Below are 17007 nucleotides of genomic sequence, written 5' to 3'. Positions count from 1 at the left end.
TTAAAAGTTATCACTTTCTTTCCAAACAATTTTATTTTATTAGATAAAGTTCTTTCTGTGGAGAGGAAATAAATTTGCATCCATTTTCGGTAATATAAACTTCTTCTTCGAGAGTCGAGGTTCCATAACCTTCTACAGTCAATCTTGGTTCAATTGTAAAAACTTGACCAGCTTCAACTTTCATAAATGGCGTATCGCCGTAACGTTCCCAGCGCGGAAACAAGCCTGTGCCGCCATCGTGAACAATTCTCCCCACCTGATGCCCAAGACCATGAGGATATTCTTCATAACCTTGCAAAACAATATAATTACGTGCAATGTCATCCATTGAGCAGCCTGTTGCTCCAGGTTTAATTTTATCAGCAACCATCTGAATTGCATCTCGAATAACTTCAAATCCTTTTTGAACTTCAGCCGGAGCCTTATCTTCCCCATCGCGAAGCACGTACCAGGTTCTTTGAAGATCCGAACAGTAGCCTTTGTACTTTATTCCAAAGTCAATATTTACGAGATGACCTTTTTGCACTTTGTTTTCAGTTGGACCCGAATGCGCACCCCCCGCTTCGGGACCTGTAAATACGGCAGGACAATCAATTTCGTCCCATGCCAATCCGAAGTCTTTTTCAACACAAATGTTTTTCATGAATTCTGCAATTTCAATTTCAGATTTGCCGGGTTTGATGAACTTGCCAACGGAATCAAATATTTTTAATGTTTCAACAACTGCTTCGGTCATAATTGAAAGTTCAGCCTGAGATTTCCTACCTCTAAGAGTGGAGATGATTTCTTCGGAACTCACTAATTTATTTTCAAAGCCGGTTCCTTTTAAATGTTCAAGCAGAATATTATACATGCCGAAAGTCAATCCGTCTGCAAGCACAGAGTTTTTAGAATAATTTATTGCAATCGAATTAGGATTTTTTGATTTGATATATTCAACAAGTGGTTCTCGAATAGATTTAATATAAGTAATAACATTTTGATAAATGCCGGGTCGTCTAAAATTATCCTCCTCAATTGAACCAACAATAGCAGTTGTTTCGCCGTCTTTATTAATTATAAAAGCAGATTGCCATGTTGCGTTTCCACCTACTATCATGTCAATCATTGGGTCGGTAATAATCGAAGACTCTCTTACAAAAGTAATCCACATATCAATATTTTTTTCTTTTAATATTCCCACTGCCTGATGAATTTTTTCATTTATAATATTATTAGACATTATTTCACCTTTCTAAATTTGATGTGTTGTTTTTCAATTCAAAACTATTAAAATAAATGCATAGTTACCAATCCAATTCAGGTTAAAAATAATATAAAGAAATAAAAATGAAATTAGCGTCTTAATTTATTAGGCTTTTTCGATCACTAATCTTTAATTTTGCTTAAGATAATTTTTATTAGTTGAATGGTTTAAATTAGAGCAGGAGAGAAGTAATTAACTTTTTGCCATTCAAACAATTTCAGAATAATCCCCTTTTAAAGGGAGAAAGTAAAAACATACAGAGGTCTTTATGTCAGAATACACAAATCAAATAATGGCTACTGTGAAAGCCAAAAATCCAAACGAACCTGAATTCCATCAAGCAGTTGAAGAAGTTCTTGGTTCACTTGAATTAGTTTTACAGCGTCACCCCGAATATCGTGCTCACAAAATTCTCGAAAGAATGACCGAGCCTGAAAGAGTAATAATGTTCAGAGTTCCGTGGATGGATGACCAGGGAGAAATTCACATCAACCGTGGGTACAGAATTGGAATGAACAGTGCTATCGGTCCATACAAAGGCGGATTAAGATTTCACCCCTCGGTTACATTAAGCATTCTAAAATTTTTAGCATTCGAACAAGTATTTAAAAACAGTTTAACTACTCTTCCGATGGGTGGTGGTAAAGGCGGATCTGATTTTGATCCTAAGGGAAAAAGTGACAATGAAGTAATGCGCTTCTGTCAAAGTTTCATGACTGAACTGTTTAAACATATTGGTCCGGATACTGATGTTCCTGCCGGCGATATTGGAGTTGGCGGAAGAGAGATTGGATATTTATTCGGGCAATACAAACGTCTGAAAAATGAATTCAGCGGAGTGCTTACCGGTAAAGGATTAAACTGGGGTGGATCATTAGTTCGTCCGGAAGCCACGGGTTTTGGTGTTGTGTATTTTGCGCAGGAAATGTTGAAAACAAAAAATACAACTTTCGATGGAAAGAATGTTGCTGTTTCCGGTTTTGGTAACGTTGCATGGGGGGCAGTACAAAAAGCTAAAGTTGTCACTCTTTCCGGTCCCGACGGGTTTATTTATGATAAAGATGGTATCAAAGGCGAAAAGATTGATTATATGCTTAAGCTTCGTGCAAGTAATAAAGATGCAGTTGAAGATTATGCAAAAGAATTTAAAGCTGAATTTTTTGCCGGCAAAAAACCCTGGGGATTAAAAGTTGATGTCGCTCTTCCTTGTGCAACTCAAAATGAAATTCATGCTGAGGATGCAAAGGAACTCGTAAAAAACGGCTGTATGTGCGTTTGCGAAGGAGCAAACATGCAACCACAATTGATGGTTATAAAATTTTTACTGATGCAGGAGTATTATTCTCACCCGGTAAAGCTTCAAATGCCGGTGGAGTTGCAACTTCAGGATTAGAAATGTCACAAAACAGTATGCGGCTTCCTTGGTCAAGAGAAGAAGTTGATAGACGACTTCATGAAATTATGATCAGAATCCACAGCACTTGTGTTGAAACGGCTGCAAGATTCGGCACTCCAGGCAACTATGTTAACGGTGCAAACATTGCCGGCTTCCTTAAGGTTGCGGACGCAATGCTTGACCAGGGATTGGTTTAATTTATAGTGTACAATTTATAATTTATAATTAAGGCGATTTGAAAGAGTCGCCTTTTTTATTCTGTGCATTAAAATTTTTTTATAATCTCATCGCAAATCAAATATCCCTTCTTCGTCAATGAAATGTTTTCATTCACAATTGTTACAAAAGAATATTTTTCAAGCTCTTTGAAATAATTCATTTTAGATTTCAACCAGCTTTCACCAAACAATGATCTAAATTCTTGAGTATCAAGCCCGCTGCTTCTTAACGCAAGCATCACATATTCATTTAATGAATCATTTGCAGAAAGAATTTCTCCACCTGCCTTTGCGTGTCCGTTTAATGCAATTTCGGCAATATATTTTTTTAAGCTTGAATAATTCCACCACCTTTCTCCTTTCACAAAAGAATGTGCGGCAGTGCCAAAACTTATATAATCTCTGTACTGCCAATAAGCATTATTATGAACACACTCAAAACCCGGTTTGCTAAAATTAGAAACTTCATATTGATGAAAACCACTTTCTGTAAGAGTATCAATTGTTATTTCATAAAGATCAGCATCATAATCTTCATCCTGCATTTTCACTTTTCCATCGAGCACCATTTTCTTTAGAATAGTCCCACGCTCTAAAATCAAGCTGTATGCTGATATATGTTTTACCGGCTGAACCAAAGCCTGGTTTAAATTATTAATCCATTTTTCTTTTGTTTGTCCTGGCAGATTAAATATAAAATCAATGCTGATATTTTCAAAACCGGCTTCAGCAGCCTGATGGACTGTTGTGATAGCTTTTTCTTTACTGTGTATCCGTGTGAGAAATTTTAATTCTTGTTCATCGAAGGACTGTATGCCAATGCTTATTCGATTTATTCCTTCTTTGTAAAAATCTTTAAATTTATTTTTATCAACCGTACCGGGATTTGTCTCGAGAGTTATCTCAACATCATCATTAACATCAAAATTTTCTTTTAATGAATTGATTATTTCACCAATATATTCTGCACTCATTAAGGAGGGAGTCCCACCGCCAAAAAATATTGAACTAAATTTTCTTCCTGCTGAATATTTCGCTGAATAGAATAATATCTCTTTCTTCAGTGAATCTAAAAATGCGTTGAAATTGTCTTTAGTTATAATAGAATAAAAATCACAATAGATACATTTATGATCGCAAAAAGGAATGTGAACATACAGGGCGGAGTTTTTTTTCATTTGTTTTATGAAATAAAAAATCCCTGCAGCCTGAGTATGACTGCAAGGATTTGGGGGTTTTTATGACTGTTCAGAAGCTCGTTTCTGCTTCGAACAAAATATCAACTGCACCGGATAACTGATAAGGAGGATCACCAGCAGAAATATTTTCTACACTAATCGTTGCAGAAAAACATAAATTATTTAACTGCGATAGATAAGCATTGAATGCCTGCAACTCTTCCTGAGTCAAAATAAACTCTAATGGTTGATTAGGTGAGATATAGTCGGCAGGTGTGACCCCGGAAATTACCTGATTAACTAAAACAGTTCCAGTTCCATCATCCTGTGTAACAACAATTCGGATATCCCCCTTAAGATCAGTAGGAGTAACTGTAAATGTTCGGTAAATTACCCGAAGCAATTGTATGTTCTCAATATTGTCCTGGAAATCTGTATATGAAGCATACTCATCTAAACAGAAATTTCTTGTTGAGGATAGCGCTCCACCATCCATAGAAAAATTAACAGTGATCGGTATGTTGAGCGGAAGGCTGTTAAAGTCATCACAGCCGCTGCTAAAAAATAATAGTACAGAAGCAAATGCAGTTAGTGAAATCTTAATTAGTCTTTTCATGTTTTTTCTCCATTATTAAAATTCAAATGATAATCCGCCTGTAGCAACGGACTGTGACCCGAGGCTGTAGTCAATGTTTAAAGAAACAACAGCAAGTTTAAGTGTACCGCCAAGTGTAAAGCGAAAACTGTTATCGCCATCAATGCTAACAGTAAAATCCTGATCAGGGCCTGTTCCATTCGGATCGTTGTAAGTGTATGATAGATCCATACTGCTTGATTCATACTGTAAGCCGGCATAACCGGTAAATAAACCAAATGATTTGCTCGCGTGAACATTGAATGCAATGTTGCTCGCATCAACAAGGTCTTTCATAGAAAAACTGTTGTATAATATCTGCACAGCAAAATCAACCGGCACTAAAGGAATATACTGACTAATACTGTGTGAAATTCCCAAACCCCAAAAACCAATATCGGTTTCGCCAAGGTCAATCTTAGGCAGGTACCGAACGAGTAGTTCTGTACCCATGGTACTGAATGAGATTTGAGGATAACCAATCGGGATAGAGCTTTTATTTATTCCAGCAGGAAAAACCACAAAGCCATCGGGACCGGCGAACGCCCCGCCCTTATTTCCCATATTGTAGCGGTCTCTCCGCCTCCAATATAGTTATCGGGAAGTTTTGGCGTATATGTTAGTTGATCATCAGGAACTAAAATTATCATTGCGTTAAAGCTAATTCCAAAACCCCAAAGTTTCGGAATGCTTGCTGAATGATAGGACGCCGAATTGAATGCAGTTCCGAGAGTAGTAACCAGTGGTTTAACATAATCAGAAATCTGAGTGTCGTCAAGATATCCGAACCTATCTTCCACCTGTGCGTAGGAACTAACGAAAAGGAATAAAGCAATTATAAGAGAGAAGAAAAACTTCTTCATAAAAATACCTCCTTAAGTATTGTAAGTTGGTTGTTCGCAAAAGAATTAAATTTTCTATTGTATAGATATTGATTTTTTTTAAAAGAATCTACTAAAATATTTTCACCCGAATATCATTTAATACCCATCAATTCTTGTGCACTTAGAAGTGCAGCCTCAGTTACAATCTCTCCGCTGATAAGTTTGGCAACCTCATTTACTCTTTCGTTAAAATTTAGTTTTATGATTTCACTAGTTGTTCTTGTAGAATTTTGGGTTTTTCTGACTGCAAAGTGATTGTCTGCTAAACCTGCTATTTGCGGCAGATGTGTAATCGAAATTATTTGATGGTAAGTTGACAGTGACTTTAATGCGTGCCCGACTTTCTGTGCAATTCTTCCGCTGATGCCCGTATCAATTTCATCAAAAATAAGGAGAGGTAGTTTATCATTTTTTGCAAGGGCAGACTTGAGCGAAAGCATTATACGTGATACTTCCCCGCCACTGGCTACCTTTGCAAGCGGTTTAACATCTTCACCCTGATTTGTGGAAATGAAAAATTCGACTTCATCAAATCCATTGTAGCTGCATCTGATTTTTTCTCCTTTGAATATTAGATAGCTTTCATTGTCACTTACGGGTTTTTCATTTTGAATGTTAATTTCAAACACAGCGTTTGCTATTCCCAACTCCTGAAGTACGTTTTCAACCTCTTTCTTAATTTTTTTTGAAGCCTCTTTCCTTTTTAGTGAAAGTTTATCGGCAGCTATTCCGCATTGATTTCTGAGCAAATCAATTCCTTTTTGATACTCGGAAATTTTTGAGCTGAAGTTTTGAGCAAGTTCAAATTCCTCGCCAATTTTTTTCTATGCTCAAGTACTTTTGTAATTGAACCGCCATATTTTTCTTGAGTAAAATTATTGAGCCGAGTCGTTGCCTCAGTGATTCAAGCTTTTCGGGATCGGCTTCAATCCTGGAATTATAGTCTCGAACAAATGAAGAAGCATTATCCAAAATTGCCAATGCTGATTCCAGTTCCTTAAGTATGTCGGCAAAATTATTATCAATTGAAAGAAGTTCATTTAGATTTTTTTTAACAGCTATAAGCGAGTCATAGATGGAATTGTCTTTTTCATAAATCTCAGAGTAAACATCCGCAGTTAATTGCATTAGTTTTTCAGAGTTTTCTAAAATTTTTAATTCTGAAATAATTTGCTCGTCCTCATTTTCTAACGGAGAGACAGCATCAATTTCTTTAATCTGGAATTCATATAATTCCTTTTTTTCTTTTAATAGTGATTCTTTTTCTTTCAAATGATTTAACTCATTAATCGAATCTGTAAGTGAAGTAAATATTTTACGGTAATCTTCTAACAATGATTGAGCAGAAGTGAAATCATCTAAAAAACGTATGTGCGTTTCTTTACGCAGCAATGATTGATGTTCGTGCTGCCCGTGAATATCAACAAGCAAATTGCCAACTTCTTTAATGAGATTTAATGATACAGGAGTGTCGTTTATAAAACAGCGGTTCGAACCTTTCACCGATATTTCTCTTCTCAAGATTAATTCGGGAAGAAAATCAATTTCGTTTTCCTCAAGAATTGCTTTTACTTTTTTATTTAAAGTTACTTCAAAGATTCCCTCAACCACAGATTTGTTAGTGCCTTTCCTTACAACTTCGGTGGAGGCTCTCTCTCCAAGCAGCAAGCTCATTGCATCAACGAGAATAGATTTACCCGCCCCTGTTTCCCCAGTGATTATGTTCAGTCCGGTGTTGAACTCAACTTTGATGTGTTCGATTAAAGCGTAATCTTTTACTTCAAATGTTTTCAGCATAAGTTATTTTGGTTCAAACTATTTTTATAATAATAAATACCGCAGATAGTTTTTGCATCAGCTATCTCACCTGCTTTAATTTTGTCTTCGATTTCTTCCAAGGACAATTCAAGTATCTGCATGCTTAACTCGCCCTCTTCCCTTTTATGATCACCCGCCTTTAATCGTTCTGCAAGATAGATATGAAGAACTTCCGTGCAAAAACCCGGAGTTGTAAAAATACTTCCAAGTTTATTTATTTTCCCGCAGGTAAATCCTGTTTCCTCTTCAAGCTCTCTTTGCGCACAAAGGAGAGGGTCTTCATCTTTATTTAATTTGCCTGCCGGAAGTTCAATTAAAAATTTTTGAAAAGGATAACGGAATTGTTTCACCAAAATGATTTTACCATCATCTTTTATTGCAACAATAACAGCGCCGCCGGGATGTATTGCAACTTCGCGAATACTTTTGTTTCCGCTCTCGTACTCAATTTGATCAACCTGCAAATCGAATACTTTTCCTCTCATTACAATTTCACTGCTTATTAGTTTATAGTTCATAAATTAAAATTCTTCTCTTAGTATTGCATTGAGTTATTGTGTCTAAACGACATTGGAGTATGATAAAGTATGTTACAAAGTCTCGAAGACACAAAGTTTCACTAAGGAAATCAACTCCGGTACTTAGCTTCGTAATATGGGATTAATTCGCTGCCAAGAAATTTTAGCAATGCTGTAATTACTCCAAGATCATCAAGGTAACCAATCAGCGGGGCAATATCAGGAATAGCATCAATCGGTGAAATAAAATAAATTAATGCTGCAACAACTATTGACTTGCGATGCCAGCTAACAAGAGGGTCGCGCATATAATTGAACAATGCAATAACATCTTTTGCAAAAGAAATTTTTTTACCCGTTCTTTCAATTTTATTCCAGAGGTTTTCTTCTACAAAACGTTGATCCTTCTCAACATCTTTTTCACTTTTGCCGCCAAAGTTTAATGCGCCAAGATCGTTGTAATCCTCAAAGATTTCATCTTCTTTTGTTAGCTCATCAAATTCCTTTTCTTTCATAATTGCTCCTATTTTTTATGTTGATTTAACCAATCGAAAATTGTTGTCCACCATAATTTTGCATTCTGCGGCTTCGAAACAAAATGAGTTTCATCAGGGAAATACAAAAGTTTACTTTCAACCCCAAGCCTCTGTAATGAACTGAATAATTGGAAAGCCTGTTCTTCCGGCACTCTGAAATCATATCCTCCCTGCACAATTAACATTGGTGTTTTACAATTTTGGATGAAATTATGCGGAGACCATTTTTTATAAAGCTCTCTATTCTGCCATGGAGTACCCCCGTTTTCCCATTCAGGAAACCAGAGCTCTTCGGTTGTTCCCCACATGCTTTCAAGATTGAAAACACCATCGTGACTTACGAGCGCATTAAACCTGTCAGTGTGTCCGGCAATCCAATTTATCATATATCCGCCGTAAGATGCGCCTGCGGCAAAAGTATTTTTCTTATCAATAAAGGAGAAATTGTTTACTGCAAAATCATAAGCATTTAACAAATCAGTATAAACCTTCCCCCCCCAATCACCGGAGATCTCATCAGTAAATCTTTGTCCATAGCCTGTAGAGCCGCGCGGGTTGGTTGCAATAACAACATAACCGGCGCCGGCAAACATTTGCAGATTCCATCGGTAATGAAAATTATCTTCCCACGCTCCCTGCGGTCCGCCATGAATTAAAAACAACATTGGATATTTTTTGTTTGGATCGAAAAACGGAGGTTTAACCAAAATAGATTGAACTTTTTGTCCTTCGGCACCATCTGACCAAAAAGTTTCTATCGAATTCATTTCAAGCTGAGAAAGTGATTCCTTATTTGTAAAAGTAATTTGACGAAGTGTGTTTTTCCCGTCAGTACTGATTGAAAATATTTCGGAAGGTAAATCACTTCGTTGTTTTAAGAAGAAAAGATTTTTACCATCTGTAGAAAGTTTGATATTCGTATTATAATTTTCTTCGTAAAAAAGCTCAGTTGTTTCCGATTCAATATTTAGTTTATAGATAGAACTGTAAATTCCATTTTGTGAAGTGAAGTAAATAAATTTTGAATCGGGCGACCAAATAAATTCTTCAACTGAACGATCAATGTTTTGTGTCAATATTTTTTTATCACCCGAAGTTCGATCAAATAAAATTAAATTTCTCTTGTCTGCTTCAAAACCTGCGCGCTCCATTGAAGTCCACGCAAGATATTTCCCATCGGGAGAATAAACAGGTTGACAATCATTCCCTGCACTTGTTGAAATTAGTTTTGGTGTTTTGAGTGAGGTCATACTTAAAAGATAAATTTCATTGTTAGTGCTAACGGCAGACGTGAATGTCGGATTCATTGTAAATGCAATTTCACTTCCATCGGGAGAGAAATTAAAATCATTTGCCGAACCAAGTGCAAGCGGCGGAACATCTTCTTTACTGCCTTCGCTCAAGTCAGAAAAAATTTCCTGATTCAACATCCAGCATAAATAAGTGACTTCGTTTCTCGCCGCGCCAACTATCCCAATGCCGAAACATAAGGGATGAAAATATTTCAGCTTTCACTTTGCTTTCTTCTTTTGCCTCATCCTTTTGTTTGATGCAATCTTGCGTCAGGCAATCGGGATAAACAGAAGAAATAAACAAAATCTTTTTACCATCGGCAGACCACTCAAAATCGGAAGCGCCGGAATAAACATCAGTCACCTGTTTTTCATTACTGCCGCTTAGATCAGCTACAATAATTTGACTATCACGAGTGAAAGAAAGCGATAATCCATCAGGAGAAAATTTTGGTTCAAGTTCATTCTTATCAGAGTTTTTAAAGGCTCTTAAATTACTTCCGTCGCTGTTGATTAAGTAGATATCTGAATTTCCTCTGTTTGCACCGAAGGAGTAAGTGGATACTGAAAATGCAATTAAATTTCCATCGGGCGAAACATCAAACGAGGTGACACGTTTCATTGCCCAAAGATCATCAACGGTGATAGCGTGTTTATTCTGTGGAACGATAGTAATTGAATAAAGCAAAATTGCCAAAAAGATTTTTTTCATCAGTGCCTCTTGTTATTGTTGTTTCAAAAATAGTCTAAGATGAGCTTAAAGGCAACGAGCAAAATATATGTGCCGAATGCGTAAGTTCAATTCAAAATATTTTTATAATTTAGTAAAGAAAATTTAAGAGTTATGTTTTGAACGGCAATAAATATTTCATCCCCGGCGCTGATAAACAACTGAATCACCTTCTTAATTATTTTGAACCACGAAATAAAAAAATCCTCGTCGTTGGTTCCGGCTGTGAAGAATTTGCAAAAATATTTCACCAGCTTGGTGCTGCAGAGGTTTACCACGTTGTAGAAGATAATGACTCACTTCTTCGTGCAAGAATTGCATTGACTGATTTTAAACAAATACAAACCCGATTAATGGAATTTGATAATTTGGATTTTATTCAGCCAAAGTTTGATCTTGTATTTGCGCAAGCATCCGTTTCAAACAAACGAAGAAATAAAATAATTAAAGAGTTAAAAAGAATTTCTGTTGAAAGAGCAATAATCTCAATCGGTGAGTTAGTCAATCTTTCCGAAGATGTTCCGGCATTCGTGAATGAAGCATGGGAGCGATCTTCCATCTCTCCATTATTTAAAAGTGAAATTCAAAATTATTACACAGATAGAAAATTTGAAGTCATGGCGTTTTCAGATTTATCTTTCACCTTGACTAAGTTTTATAAAGAGAGTAAAAGAATGCTCGAAACAGCTCTTGGGCAATTGGCAGAAGATGAAAACAAATATTACAAAAAATTGTTGAAAAAAATCAGTCACGAATCTAATGTCTATTTGGATTTGGGTGGGGATAAATTTATGGGATTTGTTTCACTCGTTCTGAGAAAGGTTCAATGATGAATACTAAAATAGGGGATATGATAGAAGTTGATATTGATAAATATGCTTTTGAAGGGAAGGGGATTGCAAGGGTCAATCGTAATTCCATTATTCCTGATAAATCAGCAGAGAGTGAACAACCAAATTATGTTGTGTTCGTTGACGGTTCTTATCCCGGCGACAAGGTCTCTGCTCGTTTAACTAAAATTAAGAATAACTACTCCGAAGCAAAGCGAGTTAACATTATAAAGCCCTCCGAATTCAGAGTTGAACCGAAATGTAAATACTTTGGTAACTGCGGCGGCTGTAAACAGCAGGACTTGAACTACCAGACTCAGGTTGATTTTAAACAGCAGCAGGTTAAGGAAATATTTGAAAAGATAGGGGGGCTGACTGATTATATTTGCGAAACTATTCTTTCCTCAGATAAAATTTTTTACTACAGAAATAAAATGGAGTTTTCATTTGCGGAACGTAAATGGCTGCCTGAAGCCGAGTTTAAGGCAAATGGAGGAGATACTACAAACTTTGCACTTGGCTTGCACCTGCCGGGGTTTTTCGATCGGCTGCTTGATATTGATGAATGTTTTTGCAATCAGAATTAAGCCTCAAAATTGTAAACTTTACACGGGATTTATTTAAAGACAGCGGCGTTCCTGTTTACACAACCAAAACTCACACCGGCTATTTGCGTAATCTTGTTATTAAAACTTCGCATCATACCGATGACATTATGGTCAACCTTGTTACAGGCACTGATAATGAATTAGTAATGAAAGAATACTCCGCAGCTTTGTTAAAACAATTTCCTGAGATAACTACCATTGTAAATAATGTCTCACTTAAAAAAGCCTCTATCGCTGTTGGAGATTATGAACGGATTTATCACGGAAGTGGTTTTATTACCGATTCAATCGGTAAGTACAATTTTAGGATAAGTGCTAATTCTTTTTTTCAGACAAATACTTTGCAGGCTGAAAAACTTTATCAAACAGTTGTGGATTTCGCTGAGTTTACCGGCAATGAAATTGTTTATGATTTATTCTGCGGAACAGGAAGCATTGCAATTTTTATTTCAAAATTTGTTAAAGAAGTTTTTGGGTTTGAAAGTGTTGAAACTTCAATATTTGATGCAAAAGAAAATACACTTGCAAATAATGTTTTCAACACGAAATTTATTAATGCAAATCTTCTGGAATCTATAGCCCCGGCGTTAAAAAAGAAAAAGATTACCAAAACCTGATGTGGTAATTCTTGATCCTCCCAGAAGCGGTCTTCATAAAAACACTATCTACGATGTGATGGAAATGAATCCCCGCAAAATTATTTATGTAAGCTGCAACCCGACTACACAAGTGCGCGACATTCGAAAGTTTGTTGACCTCGGCTATGACCTTGTAAAGATAAGACCTGTTGATATGTTCCCCCACACCTTTCACATTGAAAATGTTGCTTTGCTTGTGAAGTAATAAGCAAAAAAATAGAACTCAGATTACGCTGATTGAGCAGATTAACGCAGATTTTTGCAATCAGAGTATATCCGCTTAATCTGAGCAATTTGCGTTCTATTGGTTTTTAATAATCAACACAAACTCCCCCTTCAGGTTTTCCTTTATCACGTGACTAAAAATATTTTGTGCATTACCGCGATAAAATTTTTCTCCTGCTTTTGTCAACTCGAACGCAAGCACACAAGGAATGTTTGAGCCAAGAAGTTTTACAATATCTTCAAGAAGGGATTTTAATCTGTATGGAGTATCCATCAAAACAATTGTCTCTTTTCTTCTTTTCAAATCTAAGAGTTGTTTTCTGCGAATATCTTTTTTAGGGGAAAGCCAGCCGTAGAAATAAAACTTTTCAAAATCTAATCCGCTGCCGACTAAAGCTGTTAGCAACGAACTTGCCCCCGGCACGGGAACAACATCAATTTTATTTTGGATTGCAAGATCAACAAGCAGATGCCCGGGATCAGAAAAAAGCGGAGTCCGCAATCTGAAATAAGTGCTGCTGTTTTTCCTTCCGCAAGTTTTAGTAGAAGTTCATCAGCAACTTCATTTTCATTGTGTTCATTTAAAGAAAACAATTCCTTCTCAATTTTAAAATGAGCAAGCAATCTTCGTGCATCTTTGAATTCTTCACAGATAATAAAGTCACATTCTTTTAATATTCGCAATGCACGGAGAGTGATGTCTTCGTAATTGCCGATGGGCGTTGCGACGATGTAGAGTTTTGCTTTCATAATTCAAAATTAAACAAAATATTGTTAGCGAATTCAAGAAGAGGCTGATGATAAAATGACCTTATCATTATATCAGAAGCGCCTACTGTTACATTGAGCTTGTCTTCCAAAGGCATCCCCTTGGGAGAAAAGTGACTTTGTCGCTGTTAGTAAACCGCAGGAAATAAATTTTGTGGTTTTTTATTTTAAACCGTTGTTTTCTTTGGAAAGAATGATGAAGTTTGTGAAGAAAGAATGTTTTTTAACTTTCGCTAGACACATTTTATATAGAATATGTTTCTTACCGACAAAATAAAGAATGATTTAACTGAAAGCAGAATAAACTGGAAAGTTGTTTTGATAATGATTCCAGTCGCATTTCTAACATATCTTTTTCACGAGTTTGGGCATTGGATTGTTGGAGAATTGTTAGGAAATAAAATGCTCTATAGTTTAAATAATGTTACGCCTCTTAGCGGAAGTTACATTCACAACTCTGACAACTTATTAGTTCGTATGGGTGGTCCGGCTTTTACAATTCTTCAGGCAATTATTTTTTTGATAGTTATAGAAAAAACAAAATCAATTTATGTTTACCCGGTTGTTTTCTTTGCCGGATTTGCACGTTTCTTTTCTATTATATTGGGAGGATTTAACAAGCAGGACGAAGCTTACATATCGGCAATGTTAAATATAGGCGCTTATACCTTTGCTGCAATTGTGCTGTTAATTTTATTCATTATCGTTTGGAGAAGCTCTGCTATTTTAAAACTAAATCTTAAAGCCGTTGGTTACTTTACAGTGCTTGGCGTGATTAGTATTCTTATTGTCATTGCAACAGTTAAATTGATATCGTGATAGATGTTCCTGTTAAACCGGGATGGACTTTATTTTAACGTACAAATTGTAACCCACGGATTTATCCGTGGGTATAAAAAAATTCAAATTATATTTCAACGGTTTCTCCACAGGAGTCCTATGGACAACCGTTTTACATAATAATATGCCACACTCACTAACCAAAATCTGGATACATCTTATTTTCGGGACTAAGGAAAGATTTCCACTTATAAATCAGTCCTTTGAAAAGCAGCTATACAGTCATATCAGAAATCTACTTGAAAAAGATTTTGACTGTAATGTTGATATAATTAACGGAACTGCAGACCACATTCACATTTCATTTTTACAAAATCAAAATTATTCGCTTGCTGAAATTGTAAAGAATATAAAAGGAAATTCTTCCCATTGGATAAATCAAAGTAAATTTTTGAAAGCTAAATTTGCATGGCAAACCGGCTATGGGGCTTTTTCTGTAAGTGAGTCGATGATCAATGAAATGCGAAAGTATATAGCAAATCAGAAGGAGCACCACAAGAAGATGAGCTTTGCAGACGAATACAATAGATTTGCCGAGAAGTATGGATTAAATGTAGAAAACCGATGAATCGGTTTCTGTGGGAATTCGTTCTACGTTTGTTTCCCACGACTGAAGTCGTGGGTTAAAAATTATTCCTCCCCGTTGTTTTCTTTGGAAAGAATTGGGAAGTTTAAGCCCTTACCGCCCGGTGCGTCTGTATCAGCTCCTGAACTAGGAAATTACAAATCGTAGGAGAAGACTTCTTCGGTTTTTTGTTTAATATATTGTTTCTAGTTCCGAAGGATAAATCAATATTTAAATAAATGCTTCAAGAAAGCCTTGGAAACTCATTATATGGCGCTCATCCAAATGACGATTTTTAACTTGGTTGAAGTATCCTTCCGTTGCAACGACACCTGGGTGACTTTTTGTGTAAGGACTTCTATTTGATGGATGTACATCTCTTAGGCCAGCTTTTAAGTATTGTAGCGCAAATTGTGATCTATTCCACCCCCTCTCTTCATTCTTAGGTAATAATTCAGGATCGTTATTACGAACATCAAATATGGCTCTGAATGTCTGAAGTTCATTATCTTCAGTCTTTCTTCTAAATGTTTGTTTATTACCCAAGAGCCAAGTTTCGAAACAAAAATGTTGGATTATATAATTAACTTGAATTTTACACCCAAGTCCTCTGACACGTTCTGTTAATTCATCAAACTTTTCTTGAAAACTCTGATTTTCAGAATCTATAGCCAAGACTAATCTGTCAAAGGGGAGGTTATTAACATCATTAATGGCATTCTCGATTTGACTAGTCAGAAATTGAGACTGTCCAAATCCAGCTAAGATGAAAAAATTATTTTGACTAAGTTGATTTAAGTAATCAATGGATTGTAATAATGGGTTTACTATTGGGATCCAGGTTTTATAGATTTTCCTGGCGGAACGTTCTCCCTCAACAACAACATAAATGTTCACTCTATTCCCTCGCTATAATAAGGATCATTTAATAATTGTATATATTTTTCTTGACTTGAAACCTTATATCTGTCAACTAATTTTTCCCCATACTCAAATTGAACTTTTGAAGCGTTGCGATGGGCAACATACCAATTATCAACAGGAATATGACTAATTATATACGGATGGTGACTTGTGAATATTATCTGCAAATCTATCTCCTTAGATGCTAAGAGATTAGGTAGGAAATCAATGGCGCCAGGACCTAAAGAATTTTCATATTCATCTAATAAATAGATAATTCCAGGGGGAAATGAGAGAATATCGGTAAGTATAAGTAATACTTTTTGCATTCCTGAAGAAAGTTCATCTAATCGAAGCCATTTATTAATATTTCTTTCCTTAATGCAAAAGATAGGTGCCCCACCGGGCAACTCAATTGATTCAAATTCTTTACTGTCAAGAATTGCCATTTCACTTATGAATCCAAATGTTTCTCCGTAGAATATTTCTATGTCTTTGAAAATTTTTGGAAAGTATTTAGATAAGACATAAAGTCTAATATTTAAAGGATAATCCTGTGCATACATCTCAAACAAATCTTTAGCTTTACCAATGGAGTTAAGTCGTTTTTCACCGGTGAAAGTAATATGCGAATTTTTTTTAAATCGTCATCAAAGAATTTTCTTCTTAGCATTCGCGAGAAACCGTCGTAAATTGGCTTGATCAGTTCTTCTTCTTTAAGAATATATATTGATAATTCATTTTTTGAGAGCTTCGGCAAAGTTTGAAATTTATCAAAGTAAAACTTGTCCCCATCTCTTTCAAGAATAGATCTTCCATTCAATATCAACTTTTCATTTTTTACTACTATATTGTTTCCCTCTTTTACGTTAGATACTTTCCAATTATAAATATCGTTTTCAATTTTAAGTGAAACATTCCATTCACCTTCTCCACCTGGTTTGCCCTGTGCTACATAAGTTCCCAAATTAAAAATAGTGTTAAGTAGTCGAGTTTTACCTGTCCCAGAATCGCCAACAATCAAGTTGATTTTTTGAAATTGAACCTTACAAAATTCCCAATCTGGGCTTTTATATTCATAGTCAATTATCTGCATAATTTTACATTCCCTTAATGATTTGAAACATTAACGATTTTATATTGTAAATATATTGGTTTATAATACTACTAACGCATAATT

General features: G+C 35.7%; 13 protein-coding genes and 5 pseudogenes. 5 read left to right on the top strand and 13 right to left on the bottom strand.

Annotation, left to right across the window (positions count from 1 at the left end):
* Positions 1-31: 31 nt before the first annotated feature.
* Positions 32-1222 carry an aminopeptidase P family protein gene (locus IPH11_09065; GenBank protein ID MBK6913795.1) on the bottom strand — a complete coding sequence of 397 codons (1191 nt, stop codon included), beginning with the start codon at positions 1220-1222 and terminating at the stop codon, positions 32-34.
* A gap of 292 nt (positions 1223-1514) precedes the next feature.
* On the opposite strand from IPH11_09065, the pseudogene gdhA reads away from it, so the two are divergent.
* Positions 1515-2839 (top strand): annotated as a pseudogene (gdhA, locus tag IPH11_09060) (NADP-specific glutamate dehydrogenase).
* A gap of 68 nt (positions 2840-2907) precedes the next feature.
* On the opposite strand, the gene hemW reads toward gdhA, so the two are convergent.
* The 8 genes and pseudogenes from hemW to IPH11_09020 form a co-directional block, all read right to left on the bottom strand.
* Positions 2908-4038 carry a radical SAM family heme chaperone HemW gene (gene hemW, locus IPH11_09055; GenBank protein ID MBK6913794.1) on the bottom strand — a complete coding sequence of 377 codons (1131 nt, stop codon included), beginning with the start codon at positions 4036-4038 and terminating at the stop codon, positions 2908-2910.
* Positions 4039-4108: 70 nt separating this feature from the next.
* A complete protein-coding gene (locus tag IPH11_09050) occupies positions 4109-4654 on the bottom strand; it encodes a hypothetical protein (protein ID MBK6913793.1) in 546 nt (181 codons plus the stop codon).
* Positions 4655-4669: 15 nt separating this feature from the next.
* Positions 4670-5236, bottom strand: coding sequence for a hypothetical protein (locus IPH11_09045; GenBank protein ID MBK6913792.1), 567 nt, complete (start codon positions 5234-5236; stop codon positions 4670-4672).
* On the bottom strand, positions 5173-5535 hold the full coding sequence (locus IPH11_09040) for a hypothetical protein (protein MBK6913791.1): 363 nt from the start codon (positions 5533-5535) through the stop codon (positions 5173-5175). Before IPH11_09040 ends, IPH11_09045 begins: the two co-directional genes overlap by 64 nt.
* Before the next feature lie 113 nt (positions 5536-5648).
* A pseudogene (recN, locus tag IPH11_09035) lies at positions 5649-7353 on the bottom strand (DNA repair protein RecN).
* The gene (locus IPH11_09030; GenBank protein ID MBK6913790.1) at positions 7347-7892 is read right to left on the bottom strand and encodes an NUDIX hydrolase; all 546 of its coding nucleotides are present in this window, start codon (positions 7890-7892) and stop codon (positions 7347-7349) included. The pseudogene recN and the gene IPH11_09030 overlap by 7 nt, the downstream one beginning before the upstream one ends.
* 110 nt (positions 7893-8002) lie before the next feature.
* On the bottom strand, positions 8003-8407 hold the full coding sequence (locus IPH11_09025; protein ID MBK6913789.1) for a DUF1232 domain-containing protein: 405 nt from the start codon (positions 8405-8407) through the stop codon (positions 8003-8005).
* 8 nt (positions 8408-8415) lie between these two features.
* Positions 8416-10432, bottom strand: a pseudogene (locus IPH11_09020) (S9 family peptidase).
* Between the two features lie 137 nt (positions 10433-10569).
* Between IPH11_09020 and IPH11_09015 the strand changes: the two are divergent.
* Both IPH11_09015 and rlmD read left to right on the top strand, forming a co-directional pair.
* Positions 10570-11280 carry a hypothetical protein gene (locus tag IPH11_09015; GenBank protein ID MBK6913788.1) on the top strand — a complete coding sequence of 237 codons (711 nt, stop codon included), beginning with the start codon at positions 10570-10572 and terminating at the stop codon, positions 11278-11280.
* Positions 11280-12731, top strand: a pseudogene (gene rlmD / locus IPH11_09010) (23S rRNA (uracil(1939)-C(5))-methyltransferase RlmD). The gene IPH11_09015 and the pseudogene rlmD overlap by 1 nt, the downstream one beginning before the upstream one ends.
* A 96-nt stretch (positions 12732-12827) precedes the next feature.
* On the opposite strand, the pseudogene rsmI reads toward rlmD, so the two are convergent.
* Positions 12828-13501, bottom strand: a pseudogene (gene rsmI, locus IPH11_09005) (16S rRNA (cytidine(1402)-2'-O)-methyltransferase).
* 273 nt (positions 13502-13774) lie between these two features.
* Here rsmI and IPH11_09000 point away from each other — a divergent pair.
* Both IPH11_09000 and tnpA read left to right on the top strand, forming a co-directional pair.
* Positions 13775-14338, top strand: coding sequence for a hypothetical protein (locus IPH11_09000; GenBank protein ID MBK6913787.1), 564 nt, complete (start codon positions 13775-13777; stop codon positions 14336-14338).
* Between the two features lie 145 nt (positions 14339-14483).
* Complete coding sequence (gene tnpA, locus IPH11_08995; protein ID MBK6913786.1) at positions 14484-14927, top strand: IS200/IS605 family transposase; 444 nt, start codon at positions 14484-14486, stop codon at positions 14925-14927.
* 228 nt (positions 14928-15155) lie between these two features.
* Here the strand turns inward: tnpA and IPH11_08990 are convergent, their stop codons facing one another.
* From IPH11_08990 to IPH11_08980, 3 genes are read right to left on the bottom strand one after another with little or no spacing between them, the layout of a single operon-like run.
* Positions 15156-15821 (bottom strand): DUF4276 family protein, encoded by a 666-nt coding sequence (locus IPH11_08990; GenBank protein ID MBK6913785.1) that lies wholly within the window; start codon positions 15819-15821, stop codon positions 15156-15158.
* Positions 15818-16402 carry an ATP-binding protein gene (locus tag IPH11_08985; GenBank protein ID MBK6913784.1) on the bottom strand — a complete coding sequence of 195 codons (585 nt, stop codon included), beginning with the start codon at positions 16400-16402 and terminating at the stop codon, positions 15818-15820. The genes IPH11_08990 and IPH11_08985 overlap by 4 nt, the downstream gene beginning before the upstream one ends.
* Positions 16369-16923, bottom strand: coding sequence for a hypothetical protein (locus IPH11_08980; protein ID MBK6913783.1), 555 nt, complete (start codon positions 16921-16923; stop codon positions 16369-16371). The genes IPH11_08985 and IPH11_08980 overlap by 34 nt, the downstream gene beginning before the upstream one ends.
* Positions 16924-17007: the final 84 nt, after the last annotated feature.

This window comes from Ignavibacteriales bacterium, assembly GCA_016709155.1.
Taxonomy (GTDB): Bacteria; Bacteroidota; Ignavibacteria; order Ignavibacteriales; family Ignavibacteriaceae; genus JADJEI01.
The sequence above is the reverse complement of the archived record's forward strand: the minus strand, read 5'-3'. Positions and strand labels throughout refer to the sequence as shown.